The organism is Actinacidiphila sp. bgisy160 (assembly GCF_057707815.1).
This window is the reverse complement of record NZ_JBYIQW010000023.1, coordinates 21,451-41,133: the sequence shown is the minus strand read 5'-3', so window position 1 is coordinate 41,133 and position 19,683 is coordinate 21,451. Positions and strand designations below refer to the sequence as shown.

General features: G+C 73.0%; 21 protein-coding genes. 11 read left to right on the top strand and 10 right to left on the bottom strand.

What is annotated here, in order from left to right; translation table 11 throughout:
- Positions 1-46 precede the first annotated feature (46 nt).
- Positions 47-1,282 carry a PP2C family protein-serine/threonine phosphatase gene (locus AC3EUJ_RS19490; RefSeq protein ID WP_431962989.1) on the top strand — a complete coding sequence of 412 codons (1,236 nt, stop codon included), beginning with the start codon at positions 47-49 and terminating at the stop codon, positions 1,280-1,282.
- 46 nt (positions 1,283-1,328) lie between these two features.
- Entirely contained in the window at positions 1,329-1,484 is a 156-nt protein-coding gene (locus AC3EUJ_RS19485; RefSeq protein ID WP_431962987.1) for a hypothetical protein, read from the top strand.
- Between the two features lie 55 nt (positions 1,485-1,539).
- Here the strand turns inward: AC3EUJ_RS19485 and AC3EUJ_RS19480 are convergent, their stop codons facing one another.
- Positions 1,540-2,367, bottom strand: coding sequence for a DUF1206 domain-containing protein (locus AC3EUJ_RS19480; protein WP_431962985.1), 828 nt, complete (start codon positions 2,365-2,367; stop codon positions 1,540-1,542).
- A 170-nt stretch (positions 2,368-2,537) separates the two neighbouring features.
- Between AC3EUJ_RS19480 and AC3EUJ_RS19475 the strand changes: the two genes are divergently transcribed.
- Positions 2,538-2,801, top strand: coding sequence for a GlsB/YeaQ/YmgE family stress response membrane protein (locus AC3EUJ_RS19475; RefSeq protein WP_431963106.1), 264 nt, complete (start codon positions 2,538-2,540; stop codon positions 2,799-2,801).
- Between the two features lie 156 nt (positions 2,802-2,957).
- Positions 2,958-3,461 (top strand): DUF6328 family protein, encoded by a 504-nt coding sequence (locus tag AC3EUJ_RS19470; RefSeq protein WP_431962983.1) that lies wholly within the window; start codon positions 2,958-2,960, stop codon positions 3,459-3,461.
- A gap of 383 nt (positions 3,462-3,844) precedes the next feature.
- On the opposite strand, the gene AC3EUJ_RS19465 is transcribed toward AC3EUJ_RS19470, so the two are convergent.
- Positions 3,845-4,252, bottom strand: a complete 408-nt coding sequence (locus AC3EUJ_RS19465; RefSeq protein WP_431962981.1) for an ATP-binding protein — start codon at positions 4,250-4,252, stop codon at positions 3,845-3,847.
- A gap of 186 nt (positions 4,253-4,438) precedes the next feature.
- Here AC3EUJ_RS19465 and AC3EUJ_RS19460 point away from each other — a divergent pair, with 186 nt between their 5' ends.
- From AC3EUJ_RS19460 to AC3EUJ_RS19445, 4 genes are all read left to right on the top strand, one after another.
- Entirely contained in the window at positions 4,439-5,308 is an 870-nt protein-coding gene (locus AC3EUJ_RS19460; RefSeq protein WP_431962979.1) for a SigB/SigF/SigG family RNA polymerase sigma factor, read from the top strand.
- Positions 5,309-5,387: 79 nt separating this feature from the next.
- On the top strand, positions 5,388-6,584 hold the full coding sequence (locus AC3EUJ_RS19455; protein WP_431962977.1) for a low temperature requirement protein A: 1,197 nt from the start codon (positions 5,388-5,390) through the stop codon (positions 6,582-6,584).
- Positions 6,585-6,736: 152 nt separating this feature from the next.
- Positions 6,737-7,189: a hypothetical protein gene (locus tag AC3EUJ_RS19450; RefSeq protein ID WP_431962975.1), complete on the top strand. Its 453-nt coding sequence runs from the start codon at positions 6,737-6,739 to the stop codon at positions 7,187-7,189.
- A gap of 93 nt (positions 7,190-7,282) precedes the next feature.
- Positions 7,283-7,612 carry a YkvA family protein gene (locus tag AC3EUJ_RS19445; protein ID WP_431962973.1) on the top strand — a complete coding sequence of 110 codons (330 nt, stop codon included), beginning with the start codon at positions 7,283-7,285 and terminating at the stop codon, positions 7,610-7,612.
- Positions 7,613-7,633: 21 nt separating this feature from the next.
- Here AC3EUJ_RS19445 and AC3EUJ_RS19440 read toward each other — a convergent pair whose 3' ends face one another.
- The 3 genes from AC3EUJ_RS19440 to AC3EUJ_RS19430 all read right to left on the bottom strand — a co-directional run bounded on the left by AC3EUJ_RS19440 (position 7,634) and on the right by AC3EUJ_RS19430 (position 11,248).
- Complete coding sequence (locus tag AC3EUJ_RS19440) at positions 7,634-9,091, bottom strand: ATP-binding protein (protein WP_431962971.1); 1,458 nt, start codon at positions 9,089-9,091, stop codon at positions 7,634-7,636.
- Positions 9,088-10,746, bottom strand: a complete 1,659-nt coding sequence (locus tag AC3EUJ_RS19435) for an NAD(P)/FAD-dependent oxidoreductase (RefSeq protein ID WP_431962969.1) — start codon at positions 10,744-10,746, stop codon at positions 9,088-9,090. Before AC3EUJ_RS19435 ends, AC3EUJ_RS19440 begins: the two co-directional genes overlap by 4 nt.
- Before the next feature lie 145 nt (positions 10,747-10,891).
- Positions 10,892-11,248, bottom strand: a complete 357-nt coding sequence (locus AC3EUJ_RS19430; RefSeq protein WP_431962967.1) for a DUF427 domain-containing protein — start codon at positions 11,246-11,248, stop codon at positions 10,892-10,894.
- A 160-nt stretch (positions 11,249-11,408) separates the two neighbouring features.
- On the opposite strand from AC3EUJ_RS19430, the gene AC3EUJ_RS19425 reads away from it, so the two are divergent.
- Entirely contained in the window at positions 11,409-11,834 is a 426-nt protein-coding gene (locus AC3EUJ_RS19425; protein ID WP_431962965.1) for a hypothetical protein, read from the top strand.
- Between the two features lie 323 nt (positions 11,835-12,157).
- Here the strand turns inward: AC3EUJ_RS19425 and AC3EUJ_RS19420 are convergent, their stop codons facing one another.
- The 3 genes from AC3EUJ_RS19420 to AC3EUJ_RS19410 form a co-directional block, all read right to left on the bottom strand.
- Complete coding sequence (locus AC3EUJ_RS19420; protein WP_431962963.1) at positions 12,158-12,310, bottom strand: MFS transporter small subunit; 153 nt, start codon at positions 12,308-12,310, stop codon at positions 12,158-12,160.
- Positions 12,307-13,698, bottom strand: coding sequence for an L-lactate MFS transporter (locus AC3EUJ_RS19415; protein WP_431962961.1), 1,392 nt, complete (start codon positions 13,696-13,698; stop codon positions 12,307-12,309). Before AC3EUJ_RS19415 ends, AC3EUJ_RS19420 begins: the two co-directional genes overlap by 4 nt.
- Positions 13,699-14,042: 344 nt before the next feature.
- Positions 14,043-14,906, bottom strand: coding sequence for a chitosanase (locus AC3EUJ_RS19410; RefSeq protein ID WP_431962959.1), 864 nt, complete (start codon positions 14,904-14,906; stop codon positions 14,043-14,045).
- Positions 14,907-15,142: 236 nt separating this feature from the next.
- Between AC3EUJ_RS19410 and AC3EUJ_RS19405 the strand changes: the two genes are divergently transcribed.
- Positions 15,143-17,377 (top strand): SpoIIE family protein phosphatase, encoded by a 2,235-nt coding sequence (locus AC3EUJ_RS19405; RefSeq protein ID WP_431962957.1) that lies wholly within the window; start codon positions 15,143-15,145, stop codon positions 17,375-17,377.
- On the opposite strand, the gene ykgO is transcribed toward AC3EUJ_RS19405, so the two are convergent.
- Together ykgO and AC3EUJ_RS19395 are read right to left on the bottom strand one after the other, a co-directional pair.
- On the bottom strand, positions 17,358-17,480 hold the full coding sequence (gene ykgO, locus AC3EUJ_RS19400) for a type B 50S ribosomal protein L36 (protein WP_018562490.1): 123 nt from the start codon (positions 17,478-17,480) through the stop codon (positions 17,358-17,360). The two genes, AC3EUJ_RS19405 and ykgO, sit on opposite strands and share 20 nt — an antisense overlap.
- 363 nt (positions 17,481-17,843) lie before the next feature.
- Positions 17,844-18,077, bottom strand: a complete 234-nt coding sequence (locus AC3EUJ_RS19395) for a hypothetical protein (RefSeq protein ID WP_431962954.1) — start codon at positions 18,075-18,077, stop codon at positions 17,844-17,846.
- 295 nt (positions 18,078-18,372) lie between these two features.
- Between AC3EUJ_RS19395 and AC3EUJ_RS19390 the strand changes: the two genes are divergently transcribed.
- Positions 18,373-19,572 carry a PP2C family protein-serine/threonine phosphatase gene (locus tag AC3EUJ_RS19390; RefSeq protein ID WP_431962952.1) on the top strand — a complete coding sequence of 400 codons (1,200 nt, stop codon included), beginning with the start codon at positions 18,373-18,375 and terminating at the stop codon, positions 19,570-19,572.
- The last annotated feature ends 111 nt before the right edge of the window (positions 19,573-19,683 follow it).

Below are 19,683 nucleotides of genomic sequence, written 5' to 3'. Positions count from 1 at the left end.
CGATCCCATCGTCCCACCCGGGGCACCACAGGGGTGGGGAGACGATGTGGAAGGCAACACGCTGACGCCCCCCGAGGGCGCCATCCCCAGACAGGGCGACGGCCGGCGCGGCCGGCTGTCCGTCCTCCTCGTCGAGGACGACGCGGGCGACGCCCTGCTCGTCGAGGAGCTGGTCGCCGACAGCGGGGTGCCCGTAGAACTGCGCTGGGTGCGGACCCTGGCCGAGGCCGGCACCGAACTGGCCGCCCGCCCCGCCGACTGCGTCCTGCTCGACCTGCACCTGCCCGACGGCCAGGGCCTCGACGCCCTCGGCCGGGCCCTGTCGCTCACCGACCGCGCCGCCGTCGTGGTGCTGACCGGTCTCGCCGAGGAACGCACCGGCCTGGCCGCGCTCTCCGCCGGGGCCCAGGACTACCTGGTCAAGGGGCGCGTGGAGGGCGAACTCCTCGGCCGCGCGCTGCGCTACGCGGTCGAACGCAAGCAGGCCGAACGGGCGGCCGTCGCCCTGCGGGCCAGCCAGATGCGGGCCCAGGAGAACGCCCGCCTGGAGCGCGGACTGCTTCCGCTGCCCATGTTGCGCACCAAGGACGTGACGGTCACGCCCCGTTACCGTCCCGGCCGGGCGGACTCCCTGCTCGGCGGTGACTTCTACGACGTCGTGGAGACCGCGGAAGGCGTGGTCCACACCCTCATCGGGGACGTCTCCGGGCACGGGCCCGACGAGGCCGCACTCGGTGTCGGACTGCGCATCGCCTGGCGCACCCTCGTCCTGACCGGCGTCGAGGGCGCCCGGCAACTCGCCCTGCTGGAGCAGGTGCTGGTGGCCGAACGCGCCGCACCCGAGATCTTCGCCACCGCCACCATCCTCACCCTCGCCCCCGACCGCCGTACCGCCCGGGTCTGGCGGGCGGGTCACCACGGACTGCTCAGCCTGACCCCGGGGGGCGCCGTCGAGTACACCGAGCCGCCCCGGGGACCCGCCCTGGGCGTGGTGCCCGGCATGGGCGAGTGGCCCGAAGGCCGGCTGGAACTGCGCCCCGGCCAGTCGCTGACGCTCTTCACGGACGGCCTGTTCGAGGGCCGCACCGACCAGGGACGGCTCGGCGAGGAGGGCCTGCTCGCCCTGGCCAGGCAGCACGCCACACTGCCCGCCTCGGAGTTCGTCGACACCCTGATCGCGCGTGCCGAGGCCCTGGCCGCCGACCACGGCGGCCTGGACGACGACCTGGCCGTGGTCCACCTCACATGGAGCGCCTCGCCTGACCGCCGCCCGTGCGGCTGACCGTCCAGGGCCGGATCGTGCCGGTCGTCGCCGCGCCGCGGGTTTCATGACCGTGGCCGCGGGCGTCGGTTTCACCCAGCGGCGCCGCACGACGGAGGTCTCCGACCACCTCGTCGACCGGGGCGACTTCGACCGGTTCATCGAGGTGGTCCGGCAGATCGACGACTTCTTCGTGACGGTGGTGAAGCTCCCGGGCCGCTGAACCGCGACCGGTGGCCGCGGCCCGCGCCCCGTGGCCCGCCGCCGTCCGCCGCCGCTCAGACCCGCCGCCAGCGCGCCATCGCCCAGGAGAACACCCCGAACAGCGCCAGGCCCGCCGCGATCACCGCCAGCATCCACGGCCCGGCGGGGCTGCCCCGGAACGTCCGTAGCGTGTCGTCCAGTCCTCTCGCCCGGTCCGGGTCGGAGCGCACCGCCGCGACGACGGCGAAGCAGCCCGCGGCGGCGAACACCACGCCCCGGCTGGCCCCTCCGGCCACCCCGAGGAAGTCGACCACCCTGCGGACCCGCGCCGACATCGCGCCGGTCCGCAGGTGCTTGCGGAAGCGGCGCAGCAACGCCCGTGCCGCGATCCACACCCCCGCCCCCGCCAGGGCCAGGCCCGCCGCCCCCACCAGCCAGCGGCCCATGGGCCAGTCCAGGGCGCGCGCGGTGAGGTCCTTGGAGGTCTCGTCGCTCGACCCGCCCCCGGCGGAGCCGTTCACCGCGAAGGTCACCACGGAGTACGTCACGAAGGCGTAGAACACCGCGCGGGCCGCGGACATGAGCCGCTTGCCGGCCTTGCCCCCGTCCGGTCCCGCCGCACCGAACGCCGCCTCCGACGACCGCCACAGCGTCATCCCGGCGAACCCGACCGCCAGGGCCCAGACCAGGAACCCGCCGAAGGGCCGGTCCGCCAGCCGGGCGATCGCGCCGCCCCGGTCGGCCTGTTCCGAGGACCCGTCGAAGGCGACCCGCAGGGCCAGCACGCCGAGCAGGACGTAGACGACCCCGCGCGCCGCGAGGCCCGCCCGTGCCCCGGCGCGGATCGCCTTCCTCCCCCGCGCCCCGGGCCGTACCGCCCCCGCACCCACCGTCGTGTCCACTGCCGCCTCCCTGCCCCGACTGCCTCCGGTCCACCGGGTGCCCCGCCGCGGGCGGAACACACCCGGTGCCGCCCGTGGTGCGCGGCTGCGTGGAGCGTCCGGCCGGGGGTATCCGCGTGGTGCGAACACACTTCCGGCAGAGGGCCGGACGAGTTGGGGTTGAGGTGGAGATGGAGATCTCGAGCATCATCAGTGCCATCGTGATCGGCCTGATCATTGGTGTGCTGGGGCGCCTGGTGGCGCCGGGGCGGCAGCCGATCGGCGTGCTGTGGACGATCGTCGTCGGCATCGTGGCGGCCTTCGTCGGCAGCGCGATCGCCCATGGGTTCGGCGTCGCCGACACCGACGGCGTCGACTGGATCGAGTGGCTGATACAGATCGGCCTCGCTGCCGTCGGAGTGAGCCTGTTGTCGCGGAGCAGGTCGAGGCGGTGAGCACCGCGGTCCGGCCGGCCCCGCCCGGGCGGCCGGACCGGGTGCGGACGGCGACCGGCCCGGTCGCCGTCCTCGGCATGGCCGCACGCCGCGCGCGGTTGGGTTGCTGATGGTAAGTCACCTATGACGCGCAGGACCGAGCAGTGGGAGGGTGCCATGTCCAGTGACGACGCGGACGGCCGGACCGGCCCGCGAGACGGGCGCGACGAGACCGAGGACGAGCGCGCCGACCGGAAGTGGAGCGAGCTCATCCAGGAGGTACGGGTCGCCCAGACGGGCGTCCAGATCCTCTTCGGCTTCCTGCTGACGGTCGTCTTCACACCGCACTACCAGCGGCTCGGGACGACCGACCACACGATCTACATCGTCACGGTGGTGCTCGGCGCCTGTGCGACCGGGGCGCTGATCGGCCCGGTCTCGTTCCACCGGATCGTCTCCGGCCGCCGTATCAAACCGCAGGCCGTGCGCTGGGCCTCCCGGCTCACCTTCGTCGGACTCGTGCTGCTGCTGGCGACGATGGCCTCGTCGCTGCTCCTGGTGCTGCGGGCCGCCACGCACGACACCTATGTGCCGTGGCTCGTCGTCGCCGTCCTGGTCTGGTACCTGGTCTGCTGGTACGGGCTGCCGTTCTGGGCCCGGTACCGCCACACGCACGACTGAGCCCCCGCCCGGTCCGCGCGAGCGCCATGGCCGGGAGCCCCTCGGGTTTCCCACGCGTCCCGCACCGTCCGCGCGGGGGAGTCCACGAACCGCTCCTGCAGCGTGGCCCGTTCGACGCGGCACTCCTCGGCCTGACGTGCGCTCAGCGGCCCGGGGGGAAGACCGCCGTGCCGGTCGACGCGCTCCCGCAACTCCCTGTGCGCCGCCTCCGTGTCGCCCTCGTGCCGGGCGTGCGTTCGTACTGCGGTCCGAAACGGCGCCTGAGCGCTCCCGTGCCGCTGCCGCGCCGCGTCGTGACGACCGCGGCGAGCGCGATCAGGACGACGACCGCCCGATGTTGACGCCCGCCCTTCCGTACGTGCGACGTCGGGAGGCGCGCCCCGTCAGAGCGGCAGGTGCACATGGATGACCTTGCCGCCCGCCCGCAGCGGCGTCACCTGGATGTCCCGGGCCAGCCGACGCGCCAGCCGCAGGCCGTAGCCGCCGGGCAGGAAGCGGTCGGAGGGCTCGGGCGAGGCGGGCAGTCGGTCGTTGTGGTCCTGGACGGACAGGCGGATCGCGTCGGGGGCCACCACCACGTCGAGGGCCGCCAGTCCGCCGCCGTACCGGAAGGCGTTGGTGACCAGCTCGGAGACCACCAGCAGGCAGTCCTCGACGCGCTCCGGGTCGACGCCCGCGAGCCGGGCGCGGGCGAAGTCGCGTGCCTCGCCGACGGTGGCGGGCAGCGGCCGGTCCGCAGCGGCGGAGCGCACGATCCCCCCGCCCTCCGCGTCCAGGTCAATGCTGTACACGCGCGATCACCCCGTAGGCATCATCGGTCCTCCTCTGGTCTGCCCTGACTGGCCGGTCCTACGCTGCCTTTGGCGCGATTCACGTCGCTCTTCCGGGAGCGCGGGGAATGCTTCGCGGAGGAGGGGGTACCCGGAAGGCAACGTACGGGAACACGACATAGAGGTGCAGAGGTGCGAGGAGGAGCCGTGATCGCCCACGTGAGCGGGACAAGCACCGGGGTCGAGAGCCCCGGGGTCGACGTACTGCCGCGGATCACCGACCCGAGCAGCGTGGCCCCCGCGAGCGCGCGCCGCCTGTCGAAGCTCTTCCTCGAGCGCCTGACGGTGCTCGAGGAGGGCACGCACGAATACCAGTACGCCCGCAACACCCTGATCGAGATGAACATGTCGCTCGTGCGCTTCGCGGCCAGGCGGTTCCGCGACCGCAGCGACGAGATGGAGGACATCGTCCAGGTCGGCACGATCGGGCTGATCAAGGCCATCGACCGGTTCGACATCTCGCGCGAGGTGGAGTTCACCACCTTCGCGGTGCCGTACATCGTCGGTGAGATCAAGCGGTTCTTCCGCGACACGACCTGGGCCGTGCACGTGCCGCGCCGCCTGCAGGAGCGCCGGGTGGAGCTGGCCCGCGCCAGGGACGAGCTGTCCTCCCGGCTGGGCCGCGCACCGAAGGTGAGCGAGCTCGCGGCGCTGATGGACGTCTCCGAGGCCGAGGTCGTCGAGGCCCAGGTGGCCTCCAACGGCTACACCGCGTCCTCCCTCGACGCCGCCATGAACGGCGACGACGGCGACGACGGGGAGACGGTGCTCGCCGACTTCATCGGTGCGGTCGACCCCGCCATGGAACTCGTCGAGGACCTCGGCTCCCTCGCACCGCTCGTCGTGGAGCTGGGCGAACGCGACCGGCGGCTGCTCCATCTGCGGTACGTGGAGGAACTGACGCAGGCTCAGATCGGCGAGATCATGGGCTGCACGCAGATGCACGTCTCGCGGCTGCTCTCGCGCACCCTGGCCCGGCTGCGGGCCGGACTGCTCCAGGACGGCTGCACCGGTTGACCTCCGCCCCGTCACCCGCCACGTGCCCGCGCCCGGTCCCCTCGGGCGCGGGCACGCGAGCACCGCCTACGATGCGCGGATGACCGATCACGTCCACGTCCCGCCGGAACGCCGCTTCCGTCCGCTGGTCCCGATGACGGCCCGCGACCCGCACGAGCCGCACCGGGTCGCCACCCCGCTGGAGCTGCTCTTCGACCTGTGTTTCGTGGTGGCGGTGGCCCAGGCCGGCGCCCGGCTGGTGCACGCGGTCGCCGAGGGCCGTCCGGGGCACGGGGTCCTCGGCTACTGCCTGGTCTTCTTCGCGATCTGGCTGGCGTGGCTGAACTTCACCTGGTTCGCCTCGGCCTTCGACACCGACGACGTGCCGTACCGCATCGCCACCTTCGTCCAGATCGCCGGCGTCCTGGTGCTGGCGGCCGGGGTCCCGCGCGCCTTCGACGCCGGCGACTTCTCGATCGCCGTGGCCGGCTACATCATCATGCGCGTCGCGCTCGCCTTCCAGTGGCTGCGCGCGGCCCGCAACGCCTCCGGACCGGCACGGACCACGGCGCTGAGCTACGCGGGCGGTCTGGTCGTCGTCCAGGTGGGGTGGGTCGTCCTGCTGCTCCAGCCCGTCGGCGGGCTGTGGAACTGGGGGTTCCTGATCCTGGCCGTCGCGGAACTGGCGGTGCCCGCCTGGGCCGAGCGGGCGCACCGCACCACCTGGCACCCGCACCACATCTCGGAGCGTTACGGCCTCTTCACGATCATCGTGCTCGGTGAGTCGGTGGCCGCCGCGACGGTGGCCGTGCAGTCCGCCGTCGACGAGTTCTCCGTACTCGGCGAGCTGCTGCCCATCGCGCTCGGGGGACTGCTCATCGTCTTCTCCGCCTACTGGATCTACTTCGCCATTCCCATCCACCAGCACCTCACCAGCAACGCGCGGGCGTTCCTGTGGGGCTACGGGCACTACCTCGTCTTCGGCTCGGCCGCCGCCATCGGCGCGGGGCTGGAGGTGGTGGTGGAACAGGCCGTGCACCAGGCGCACATCTCGCAGCCGGCCGCCGCGGCCGCCGCCACACTGCCGACCGCGCTCTTCCTGCTGACGGTCTGGCTGATCCACTCCCGCAGCGCCAAGCGCGGGTTCGCCGAGCACGCGGTGCTGCCGGTCTGCGCCGTGCTGGTGCTGGCGAGCACCTTCTGCGGGAGCGCGGCGGTGCCGGTGGCGGGTGTCGCCATGGCGGCGGCGGTCGCCGTGGGCGAAGTACTGCACTCCCGCCGCCCGCCTGCCGCCTGAGAACGGCGGCGGGTGGCTCGGGTACCGGTTCCGGCAGCTGTCAGCGGCATCCCCCCCACGGGTCCCCGCCCCGCGGGCGGCCGGATCCGTGTCCGGCGGAAGGGCCGGTTCCACGGGTCCCGCCGATGATCTTCACGGGTTAGACTCCGCGGGTGTCCGAACTTCGCACACTGGTCCTCGGATTCCGGCAGGCGATCCTCGACTGCCCCGACCCGGGCCTGGTTTCCCTGGAGCGTTTCCCGCACGGCTCCTGCGGGGACGCCTCGATCCTGCTCGGCCAGTACCTGTACGAGAACGGGCAGGGCGTGTGGACCTATGTCAGCGCATGGGAGAACCGCGCCTCCCACGCGTGGATCGAGAAGAACGGACTGCGTGTCGACATCACCGCCGACCAGTTCGACGGGGTCGACGCCGCCGTGATCATCGCCTCCGGGGGTGGCTGGCACGACCGCTTCACGGTCGACCCCACCGCCTCCCACGGCGCCCTCATCGACGTTCGCGAGGACTACGCCCGCCACGAACTGCGGGACGCCTACGGCAGGCTGACCGCCTTCATCCGCCGGCACCGTCCGGCAGCCGAAGGCACGCCGCGAGCCGGCGCATGACGGCGGGCCGCACGGGCTGTGCTCGCCCCCTGTCCGGTTCGGGTACCGTTTCCGCACACGCCCGTCGGGTACACGGGAGCGAGGGAGGCAGACATGGACCTGGGTGACTGGTCGACAGCGGCCCTCGTGATCGCCGCGCTGGCCGTGGTGGTGATGCTCGCGGTGGCCGTGGTGCTTGTGGTGAAGATGGCGCGGATCCGCACTCTGCTGCGCAGCGCCGACGTGCCGCGCTCGGGCAAGCTGGCGTTCTGGGCCGCGGTGATCTACCTGGTGTGCCCCGTTGACCTGCTGCCCGACCCGATCCTCATCGACGACATCGGTGTGCTGCTGCTGGCCCTGCGCTCGCTCAAGAGCGCGGCCGACGGACAGCTGCCCGTCGGCCGCGACCGCGCCCGGACCCTTCCCAAGAGCCCGGTGGCCTGAACCGGCGGTCCGGTGGAAGGCTCAGCCCGTCTGCTCCGCGTCCCCCGGCTGCGTCTCGGGCTGGGCGACCGGCAGGCACACGGTGAAGCGTGTGTCGCCGGGGCGCGCCTCGACACGGATGTCGCCGTGGTGCTTGTTGACCACGATGCGGTACGAGATGTCCAGGCCCAGTCCGGTGCCCTCGCCCACCGGCTTGGTGGTGAAGAACGGTTCGAAGATCCGTGGCCGGATCTCCGGAGGGATGCCGGGTCCGGTGTCGCCCACCTCCACCACCAGGCGGTCGGGGCCGTCCCAGAAGGTGCGCAGCGTCAGGGTGCCCGAACCCTCCATGGCGTCCAGGGCGTTGACGATGAGGTTGGTCCACACCTGGTTGAGCTCGGCGCCGTACGCCTGGATCTGCGGCAGGCTGCGGTCGTACTCCTTGACGACCCGCACCCCGCCGGGAATCTTCGCCTGGAGCATGGTGAGCGTCGCGTCGAGCAGCGCGTGCACGTCCACCGTCTGCTGCGGGGCCCGGTCGAGCTGCGAGTACTGCTTCGCGGCCCCCACCAGTCCGGAGATCCGGGTGACGGCGTCATCGATCTCGCCCATGAGCAGTTCGGTGTCGAGGGTGTACGTGAGCCAGCGGATCGCCGCCTCCAGCCGGTCCTCGCCGACCGCGTCGCCCACGGAGTCCAGCCACTCGGCGTCGACACCGCCCGCGACCAGTGTCGAGGACAGTTCCCAGGAGCCGGCCACGCCGTGGTCGTCGAGCCAGTCCGTCAGCTCGTCCTCGGCGTCGGCCGCCCCCAGCGCCGACCGCTCGGGCGCCGACGCCATGCGTTTGATCGCGGCGTCCTGCAACTCGACCAGCTCGTGCAGCTGCCGGGTGTCGAGCCGGCCGTCCGCGATCATCGCCAGCTTGTGCCGCATGCCGGCCACGCGGTCGCGCAGCGCCGAGGTGGCCCGCACCGCGGCGGCGGCGGGGTTGTTCAGCTCGTGGGTGAGACCGGCGGACAGCGAGCCCAGCGCCAGCAGCCGCTCGCGTTCCCCGACGATCGTGTTCTGCTTGCGGTAGCCGAAGAACAGCCCCTCCAGCAGGTGCACCGCCATCGGGAACCAGCGGCGCATCGCCCCGGCGAAATCGTCGGCCGGGACCACGAAGAACTCGCAGTCGGTGACCGCCTTCAGCGAGTTGGGGTAGATCTGCTCCACCCGGTCCCCGAGGTACGCCTGCGTCGCCCCGGCGTACACGCCCCGCTGGTCGGTGCGGTTGACCTCCACCACGTCGCCGCGCACGAGCCTGCCCAGCGACACCGTGCCGCTCAGCAGCACGTAGAAGCAGGTCGCCGGGTCGCCCTCGGCGTAGACCGGACTGTTCGCCGGGACCCGCTCCACCCGGCCCTGTTCGCCCAGCCAGGCCAGTTCCTTCTCACCGAGCGACTCGAACAGGAACAGGGTCCGAAGCTGCTCCGGTCCCAGCCGGTCCGTCGTGGTCACTGCGCCTCCAGATATCGGTGCACCAGGGATACGGCCATCGCGCCCTCGCCGACCGCGGAGGCCACCCGCTTGACCGACTCGGCCCGCACGTCACCGGCGGCGAAGACGCCCGGCACGCTGGCCTCCAGGTGGTACGGGTCACGGGGGAGCGGCCAGCCCGCGGGCCGCTTGCCGCCGGCGATCAGATCGGGGCCGGTGATCACGAAGCCGCGCCGGTCCCGCTCCACGACGCCCTCCAGCCAGTCCGTGCGGGGCTCGGCGCCGATGAAGATGAACAGGAACGAGGCGTCCACGGTGGTCACCGTGCCGGTCTTCGCGTCGCGGAGCAGCAGCTGCTCCAGGTGGTCGGCGCCCTTGCCGCCGACGACCTCGGTGCAGGGGCGGACCTCGATGTTGTCGATGGCCGCGATCTGGTCGATCAGGTACTGCGACATCGAACGGTGCAGGTCCGCGCCGCGGATCAGCAGGTGCACCCTGCGCGCGTTGCGGGAGAAGTAGACGGCCGCCTGTCCGGCCGAGTTGGCCCCGCCGACGATGTAGACCTCCTGGCCCGCGCAGTTCATGGCCTCGGTCATCGCCGAGCCGTAGAAGACCCCGGCCCCGGTGAACTCCGCCAGCCCCGGCGCGTCCAGCCGCCGGTAGGCCACGCCGGTCGCCAGCACCACCGTGTGCGCGGCGATGGAACTGCCGTCGCCGAAGGTCAGCACTCGTCCGGTGCCCGCCGCCTCCAGCGCGACCACCTCCCGGGTGCTGAGGATCTCCGCCCCGAACTTCGTTGCCTGGCGGCGGGCCCGGTCGGTCAGCTGGGCGCCGGAGACGCCGTCCGGGAAGCCGAGGTAGTTCTCGATGCGGCTGCTCTGCCCCGCCTGGCCGCCGGTCGCGCGGCGCTCCACCAGCACGGTGCGCAGGCCCTCGGATGCGCCGTACACCGCCGCGCCCAGGCCGGCGGGGCCGCCGCCGACCACCACCAGGTCGTAGAAGTCGGAGGCCGGGACGGTGCTCAGCCCCACGTGGGCGGCGAGTTCGGCTTCCGTGGGCCGCACCAGCGCCGTCCCGTCGTCGGTCACCACCAGCGGCACGTCGGCGGAGGTCAGCCCGGCCGCGGTCAGCAACTGCTCGGCCTCGGGCTCCTCGGCGGGCAGCCAGCGGTAGGGCACCAGGTTGCGGGTGAGGAAGTCACGCACCTTGAAGGAGGGCGCCGACCAGCGGTGGCCCACCACGCGCGTCTGGGACGCCGTCGGGTCCGGCGTGGCGATCCACGCGTCCAGCAGGGTGTCGATCACCGGGTAGAGGTTCTCCTCCGGCGGGCTCCACGGCTTCAGCAGGTAGTGGTCGAGGTCGATGATGTTGATCGCGTCGATGGCCGCGCTGGTGTCGGCGTACGCCGTGAGCAGCACACGGCGGGCGAGTGGGAAGAGGTCCATCGCCGCCTCGAGGAACTCCACCCCGTTCATCTTCGGCATGCGGTAGTCGGCGAGCATCACCGCGAGTTGTTCCCCTCGCAGCTTGATCTCCCGCAGCGCGCTCAGGGCCTCGTCCCCCGAGGTGGCGCGCACCACCCGGTAGCGGTCGCCGTACCTTCGGCGAATGTCCCGGGCCACGGCACGGGAGACTGCGGGATCGTCGTCGACGGTCAGGATCGTCGGATTCGCCATGTGACCATCATTGCTCCAAGGGGGCCGTCGTGCGCAGCAAACCGAACAGTCGTGCTTCAAGTGCGGCGTGGGGCACCGGCACATGCCCTGGCGCTGTCCCCGCACGTGGTGACGGACGGTGCGCCGACGCGTACCGTCCGTCCGGTCAGGCGTCCTCGACCGCGACGACGGCCACGGTGTCGTAGAAGGAGAGATGGCCCGTGATCTCGGGCACCGACGCGAGCGGCTCCTCGTAGACCCAGGCGACGTCCTTGTGGCCGGCGTACGACCAGTAGGAGGCGACGCCCTTGTAGGGGCAGGTGGTGTTGGTGTCGCTGGCGCGGAAGAGCGCGAGGTCCACGTCCTGCGGCGGGATGTAGTAGCGCACCGGCAGACCGGTCTCGTGGACCAGTACCGGCCGCCGGGTCTCGGCCACGACCTTGCCGTCGATCGTGACGGTCACGTGCTGTGTGCCGGGTACCGCGTCGACGCGGTGACCGCGGCGGCTGTCCGTGGGGGGCATGGGCTTCCCTTCCTCGGTTCCGTCCGGATCCGGTGCAACGGTGGCGGCGCCGCCGCACATTCCCCGGGCGCCCCCGGGTCCCCCGCATGCACGCATCTGCGTGACTCCGGCGGCGGTGCCCCGTTGGCCCTTCAAGATCACAGCGAAGGAGGACCGCCCGATGAGCACCCGCCGCCACCAGAAGGGCCGCAAGCACCGCACGGTCAATCGCACGCCGAGGCCCGTCGCCCCCGTACGCGCCGCCGGTCCGGCCACCCCGGCCCCGCCCATCCCGTCAGGCACTCAGGCACCCGTCCCCGTTCCCGCCCCGGCCGCGTCAACGGCGCCGGTCCCGGTCCCGGCTCCTGCCGCGGCTCCCGTGCCGGCGCCCGCCGAGCCCCGCCCCGAGGAGTCCGGCCTCGCCCGTACGGCGCTCAAGACCCTCCAGCAGTTGCGCGCGGCCGGAAGGGACGGGACGACCATCGACGACCTGAGCGCCAGCGTCGGCTACCAGCCCGCGACCATCGCGCGGCACATCGACAGCCTCGCCGCCCACCACCTGGTCCACCAGCGGGACGGCCGCTGGTACGCCGTGCCGACCTCATGACCCGGGCGTGGCGGCCGGCCGGTGGCGCTCCAGGCGGGCCGGCCCCTGACGGTCGTCCCAGGTGCCCAGGACGGTGACCCCGGGCGCCGGGGGAGACCGATCGCCGTCGTCCGCCACGCCCACACCCGCAGCGCCACCGTGTCCGTCCCGGCGAACGCGGTCCGCGGGACGAGGACTTCGGCCCGGTGGCGCTCCGGAAGATCCACGACGGCGCACACCGTGGCGCCTTTCCCGGCCGCCGTGCGCGGGTGGTGGGCGGCGCGCGATGGGGCCGCCCTGTCCCAGTGGACGGGGCGGCCCCTGGCGAGCGCCGGCGGCGCCGGTCAGCCGGTGAACAACTGCTTGAGCTTCAGGCCGAGTTCGTAGACACCGTAGGCGAAGGGCGCGCCGACCCACAGCCAGGCGACGGCCATCAGCGGCAGCCGGCCGCTCCCGGTGGAGGCGTCGGCGGCGGGTGCGGGGTTCGGGGCGGTCATCGGACGGCTCCTTCCGACTCGGGTCCGGTCGTGGCCTTGGGCCCGGCGGACGGTCCGTCATGGTGGCGCGGATGGACCGGGCGTACCAGCTCGTTGGCGACGAGACCGACGACCAGCAGCACCATCATGATGACGAAGGATGTGGAGTAGAGGTCGGGACCCGTCCGTCCCGCCGACTTCTCGTGGTCGGCGATCGCGTTCACGATCAGCGGCCCGAGCACGCCCGCCGTGGACCAGGCGGTCAGCAGCCGCCCGTGGATGGCGCCCACCTCGTACGTCCCGAAGAGGTCCTTGAGGTAGGCGGGCACGGTGGAGAACCCGCCGCCGTAGAAGGACAGGATGACGGCGGCCGCGATGATGAACAGCGGCTTGGAGTCGTCTCCGGCCAGGGCGATGAGCAGGTACAACAGCGCTCCCGCACCGAGGTAGAGGCGGTAGATGTTCTTCCGCCCGACCAGGTCGGAGGTGGCGGACCAGCCGATCCGGCCGAGCATGTTGCCGAGCGACAGCAGCCCGACGAAACCGGCGGCGGCCGTGACCGACACCGGGGTGGAGGTGTTCGCGAAGAAGTCGGTGATCATCGGTGCGGCCTTCTCCAGGATGCCGATGCCCGCCGTCACGTTCATGCAGAGCACCACCCACAGGCACCAGAACTGCGGGGTGCGCAGCGCGTTGCGTGCCGACACCTGGCCGGTGGTCACGAGCGGGCGCACGGCGTCGGCCTCCGGGTTCCAGCCGGCGGGCCGCCAGTCGTCCGGGGGGACCCTGACCAGCAGCACCCCGAAGGTCATGAAGGCCGCGTAGACCAGGCCCATCACCAGGAAGGTCTGCGAGATGCCGGAGGAGTCCGCGCCGAAGGAGGAGAGCAGCTCCGTCGACCAGGGCGACGCGATGAGCGCGCCGCCGCCGAAGCCCATGATGGCGATGCCGGTGGCGAGCCCGGGCCGGTCGGGGAACCACTTGATCAGCGTGGAGACCGGCGAGATGTAGCCGATGCCGAGGCCTATGCCGCCGACGAGGCCGTAGCCGAGGACGATCAGCCAGTACTGGCGCGTGGCGGCGCCGAGGGCCGAGATGAGGAAGCCGGAGGAGAAGCAGAGGGCCGACACGCACATGGCCCACCGCGGGCCGTTGCGCTCGACGAGCGTGCCGCCGAACGCGGCCGACAGCCCGAGCATGACGATCGCCAGCTGGAACGGCAGCGCCGACTGGGTGCCGCTCAGCCCGAGCGAGGACTCCAGCGGAGGCTTGAAGACGCTCCAGGCGTACGCCTGCCCGATGGCGAGGTGGATGGAGAGCGCGGCCGGCGGTACCAGCCAGCGGCTCCAGCCCGGCGGTGCGACGGTGCGGGCACGGGTGAGGACGTCGGGTACGCCCATTGACGCCATGGCGAGTACCTCCCTGAGGGGACATGACCCCGGGGACCGTACAACTTTCATTCATCCCTGGGTAGGGGCGCCGGGCGATGAACTTGCCTTGGGGCAGGTGTGTTCGAGGGCCGCGCGGCATCCGTCCCGCCGTCGGCGGCGCCGCGCCGGAACGGCGGGGGTTCACGGGCGGGTGCGTAGGGGGCTTGGCCGGGCCTCGTCCGCCGCGCGCATGTACACGGGCCCGGTCCCGGACGTCGACCTGGCGGGCATGTACGGCGTCGACAGCCCGGAACTGGCCCGGGCCCGGCGCCGCTGCGGGCGGCCCCGGTCGGGGAGGCCGCCCGCGGCGGTGTGTGGGGAGGTCACTGGTCGATGGTGTAACCGTCCCCGTAGACCTTCCACTTGAGCGGGGGGTCGAGGTCGAGGTTGCCGGTGTCGAGGAAGACGCGCTGCTCCGTGTCGACCCGGCTGGTGTCGCTGTGCGCCTCCTCGGTCTTCATCGCCGCCGTGCGCGCGTCGAGGAAGGCGTCGATGTACGCCGTCTCGTCGCCTCCCTGCGCGGGGGTCCTGGCCTGGGACAGGGCGGTCCTGCGGATGCCGCCGAAGCTGACCTCGTCCTCGCCCGGGCCGTGCATGACGATCGCGTCGTAGTACGCGAACTGGCCGAGCGCACGCAGTCCGTCGGCCTTGGCCTGCCTGACCGCGGGGTCGAAGTAGACGCGGTCGCGCTCGTCGTTCTGCGCCTGCTGGAACGCCGCGTCCGCGGCGGCGCTGCGCCAGGCGCTCTCGAAGCCGGAGCCGAGGCCGCTGTGCGAGTCGGTCCCGTTGACCCGGCGCAGTGCCGGCAGGTAGCGGGCGAGCGGGTTGCCGGGCCTGCGGTCGGTGTACAGCTCGACGAGCTCGAGCATGTCCCCGGTCCCGGAACAGAAGCCGATGATGCCCGCGGTGTAGCCGCGGCCGTCGCCGATGTCCTCGATGTACTTGTACTGGGCCTTCCAGTCCAGGGAGGAGTTCTCGGCGCTGGACACCAGCTGCATGGCGATGTCCTTCTTGCGGGGGTCGTCGAGCCCGGCCCCGGCCGCCGCGGCGGCCGGCCGTCCCGGCGCGGCCGAGGCGAGGGTGCCGGCGCCGACGGCCAGGACGCCCGCGGTCAGCGCGGCGGTGGCGTAGAGGACGGCACGTCGGCGGGGGAGGGTGCGTGCATGACGGTGTGGGGGGATCTGCACGGGTGACTCCGTGGGTCGGAAGTTAGGAAACCTTCCTAACAGCGTCACATTGAAGCACCGAGCCAGGCGAACGCCAAGAGGTTCGAACAAAAGCGCCGCAAGTCATCTGACCGCAGGTTCAAGGGAGTTGACGGCGCCCCCTGGACGCCCGGCCGTGTCCGCCAGTGCGTCCCCCGCATGCGCGCCACGCGGCGCCGATGCAGTCTGGACGGGAAGAGGCGGAGGAGGTGATACCCGTGCCGGACGGGTCCCCTCCCGCTTCGTCCCGTCCCGACGCCGGGGAGCGGACGGGCAAAGGCCTGCTGGCACCGGCGCTGTTCGCGATGATGGACGGCGTGCGGGCGCACACGGGCGGGATCTACCTCCTCGCGCCCGGCGAGCCGGTGCTGGAGATGGCCGTGATGGCCGGCCTGCCCCGCGCCTTCGCCGCGCCCTGGGAGCGAGTCGGGCTGGGCGCCCCGATCCCCGTGGTGGAGGCGGTGCGGGAACGCAGGCTGGTCTGGGTCGGCAGCGAGGAGGAGATGGCGCGCCGGTACCCGCGGATAGCGCTCGTCCTGCCGTACCCGTTCACCCTCGCCGCACTGCCCGTCGCGACCGCCGACGCCGTCTACGGCTCCGTATTCGTCACCTGGCCGGGCGCCCATCCGCCCGAGCTGTCCGACTGGGAGCGCGAGCACCTGGAGGCGGCCTGCGGCCGGCTCGCCCGGAGTCTGGAGTACGAGGCGGCCGCGGGCCGGCCGGTCCGGCGCGGGCAGGACGTGACGATCGGCGCCCCGGTCACCAGGGTCTCCTCGGGGGTCGAGGCGGTGCGCATGGTGGGCCGGCTGCCGGAGGGGCTGTGCTCCCTCGACCTGGACGGACGGGTCACCTACGCCAACGGGGCGGCCTCCCGCCGGCTGGGCGTACCGGTGCGCAAGCTGCTCGGGCAGCCGTTGTGGCGGACGCTGCCCTGGCTCGACGACTCGGTGCACCAGGAGCGGCACCGCGCGGCGCTGATCAGCAGACAGGCCACCTCGTTCACCGCGTTGCGCCCGCCGGGCGACTGGCTCACCTTCCAGCTCCATCCCAGCAGCAACGGCGTCAGCGTGCTCATCTCATCGGCCCGCGGCCCGGTGGCGCGGGACCCCGCGTCTCTCGCGGCGCGGGGTCCGGCGCAGCCCGCGATCGGCCTGGTGGCCGTCTCCCACCTCGTGAACCTGTCCGGGGCGCTCACCGAGGCCGTCAGCGTGCAGGACGTGATCGACCTGGTCGCCGACGAGATCATGCCCGCCGTCGGCAGCCGGGTGGTGGCCGTGGTCACCCCGGAGGCCGGGAGGATGCGCGTGCTCGGCCACCGGGGCTACCGCGATCCGTCGATCCTCGACCGCTACGACGGCATGGCGATGTCCGTGCCGACGCCCGTCGCCCAGGTGCTCGCCGGCGGTGCGCCGGCGTTCATGGAGTCCGAGCGGGAGATGCGGGAGCGCTTCCCCGACCGCCCGCCGGTCTGTGACGGCATGGCGGCGTGGGCCTACCTCCCACTGATCGCCTCCGGTCGCGCCGTCGGCACCTGCGTTCTCGGGTATCCGGAACCGCACCGCTTCGGGGCCGACGAGCGGGCCCTGCTGACCAGCCTCGGCGGGCTGATCGCCCAGGCCCTGGAGCGGGCGCGGCTCTACGACGCCAAGCACCGGCTGGCCCACGGCCTGCAGTCCGCGCTGCTCCCGCGGACCCTGCCGGCGTTCCCGGGCCTGGAGGCGGCGGCGCGGTACCTGGCGGGCACCGAGGGCATGGACATCGGCGGCGACTTCTACGACCTGCTCCGCGTGGGGGACCGGCCGGCCGCCGTGATCGGCGACGTGCAGGGGCACAACGTCGCCGCGGCCGGTCTGATGGGCCAGGTCCGTACTGCGGTGCGGGCGTACTCCGCCGTCGGTCAGTCCCCCGGCCAGGTCATGGAGTGCACGAACCGGCTGCTGGTCGATCTGGCCGTGGATCTGCTCGCCAGCTGCCTGTACCTGCACCTCGACCCGGACGGGCAGCGGGCGATGGCGGCGGGGGCCGGCCACCCGCACCCCCTGCTGCGGGACCCGGGCGGCCGTGTGCGGACGCTCGACCTCGCCCAGGGACCGCTGCTGGGCATCGACGCGGAGGCGGTCTACCGCACCGTCGAGTTCCCGTTCCCGTCAGGGTCGGTCCTCATGCTCTACACCGACGGGCTGGTCGAGTGCCCGGGGACGGACGTCGACGCCGAGTTGGCCGGCCTCTCGGACTACCTTTCGGCGGCCGGTGAGCTCTCGCTGGACCGGGTCGCCGACGGCGTGCTCGCCCTTACCGCCGAGCGCCGGCGGCGCAGCGACGACATCGCGCTGTTGCTGTTGCGCTCCCTGGCGCCGCCCCGGTCACCCGGACGCGAACGGGGCGCCGCGCGCCGTGGTGAGACGGCGCGCGGCGCCCTTCGTGATCCGCGGGTCAGCCCTGGCGGGCCTTGAAGCGGGGGTCCCTCTTGTTGATCACGTAGACGCGGCCGCGGCGGCGGACGATCTGCGAGCCGGGGGCGTTCTTGAGGGAACGCAGCGAGGCACGTACCTTCACCGCTCGCCTCCTTTCAGGCGGTTCTTGATCCGCCCATGCCAACGCGGGGAGGGCACGGTTTCTTCCCCGTCGTCCGGGTCCGTGCCGCCCAGCGGACCGGGACCGGTGAAGTCCGGGCCGGGGGACGCGGGCGACTCGAAGCCCGGCGACCCGAATCCGGGCGACTCGAATCCGGACTCCGCGATGCCCGCGACCTGCGGCTCCGGGACCTCGTACGCCGGGATCCGCGGGGGGCGGCGGGCCGTACGCCGCGCTGCGCGGCGCGCAGACCGCCTGAGCCTGCGGGCCCGCACGCGCCCGGGGGCGCCCTCCGCGTTCGCGGAGCGGCGCCCCCGGGGGGGTCCGTCTGGATCGGGCCGCGGGTCAGCGGCGGTGGTGGTGGAAAACATGGTGGTGACGGTGCAGGCGGTGCCCGTGCCAGCGGTGGTGGTGACGCTTGCCGTGGTGGCTGTGGTGGCCGCGGCCGTGGTCGCCGTGCGTGGCGTGCGTGCCGTGGGCGCGGACGGACTCCGGCGTGACGGCACCGGCGCCCGCCGCACCGCCCAGGACGACGGCCACGGCCACACCGACCGCGGCCACGAAACGGGAAACGCGCATGGATCGACTCCTGTCTCCGCGGGTGCCGTGGGCACCCGCACGGGTGGGACACCAGAAGCGTCGGGCCTGGGCCGTGTCCGTTAAGGTGCGGCACGCCCGTATAGCACTCGATTTGCTGGAATATGACGTTCTGGGGAACCGGCGCCTGTAGGCGATCCGTGGAGCCCCGCGCCGCCGCGCCGCCGCGCCGCCGGGCGGAGCCGCAGGCCAGGGCCGGTGCGACGTTTCGGTCGTGGCGTCCGGGGCAGGTGCCACACGTTCCGGCCCCGCGACGGGGACGGCGCACCGATAGGTGATGGTGACGGTGGACGACTCCGGCTTCGGCACCCTGCTGAGCGGGCTCCTGCAGCGTTCGCACGAGGTCGCCCCACAGGACTGGGGCGCCGCCCTCGCACGTGCCGCCCACGAGGTGGGCCTGGACGACGTCACGGTCCTCCTCGCCGACGTCCAGCAGTCCAGGCTCGTCCCGCTGCCCGGCGCTCCGGCCGCACCCGCCCGCCGCGCCGTGGCCGTCGACGGCACGCCCGCCGGCGCCGCCTACCGGACGGTCTCGCTGCGCCTGAGCGAGCGGGGCGACCGGATCACGATGTGGTTCCCGCTCGTCGACGGCGTGGAGCGGATCGGCGTCATGGAGGTCGTCGCCCACCGGATCGACCCGGAACTGCTCGCCCGTTGCCGCGCGCTCGCCGACGTCACGACCCTGACGATCGTCTCCAAGACGGGGTTCAGTGACGACATGCTGCGGCTCGTCCGCAGCCGGCCGATGAGCGCCGCCGCGGAACTGGTGTGGGCCTTCCTCCCGCCGCGGACCCTCGGCACCGCCGAGGTGACCTCCAGCGCGGTGCTGGAACCGGCCTACGAGATCGGCGGCGACGCCTTCGACCACAGCCTGCAGGACGACCACCTGCACCTGACGGTGGTCGACGCGATGGGCCACGACCTCGCCTCGGGACTCGCGGCGGCCGTCGCGCTGGCCGGCTGCCGGGCGGCCAGGCGGGCCGGCGCCGACCTGGGCGAGATCGTCAAGACCGTGGACGAGACCCTGGCCGAGTGGATCCCGGACCGGCTCGCCACCGCGGTCTTCGCCGACCTCGACGTCCGCAGCGGCCAGTTCGCGTGGGCGAACTGCGGGCACCCCCCGCCCCGGCTGATCCGCGCCCGGCACGTCGTCACCGGCGCCCTGGAACGCGACCCGGACCTGCCCCTCGGACTCGGTCCCGAGTACGGCGCCCGGCCGCGTTCCGTCCACTCCACGAGCCTGGAGCCCGGTGACCGGATCCTGATCCACACCGACGGTGTGACCGAGTGCCGCGTCGAGGGCGGCGACGAGTTCGGCGAGCGGCGCCTCACCGAGTACGTCGTGCACGCCACCGCGCTCGGAGATCCCGCGCCGGAGGTCCTGCGGCGGCTCGTCCACGCCATCCTGGCGCACCGGCACGGGCGTCTCGACGACGATGCCACCGTCCTGCTCGCCGAGTGGCATCCCACGCGCTGAATCGGGGCGCCCGGGGTTTCCGCCGCGCGCCTTGGGCAGCCGCACAGCGTGACCGCGCGCCCACGCCCTGGTCGGCACGGTCCGTACCGTGGCCACCGCGCAGCGCGACGC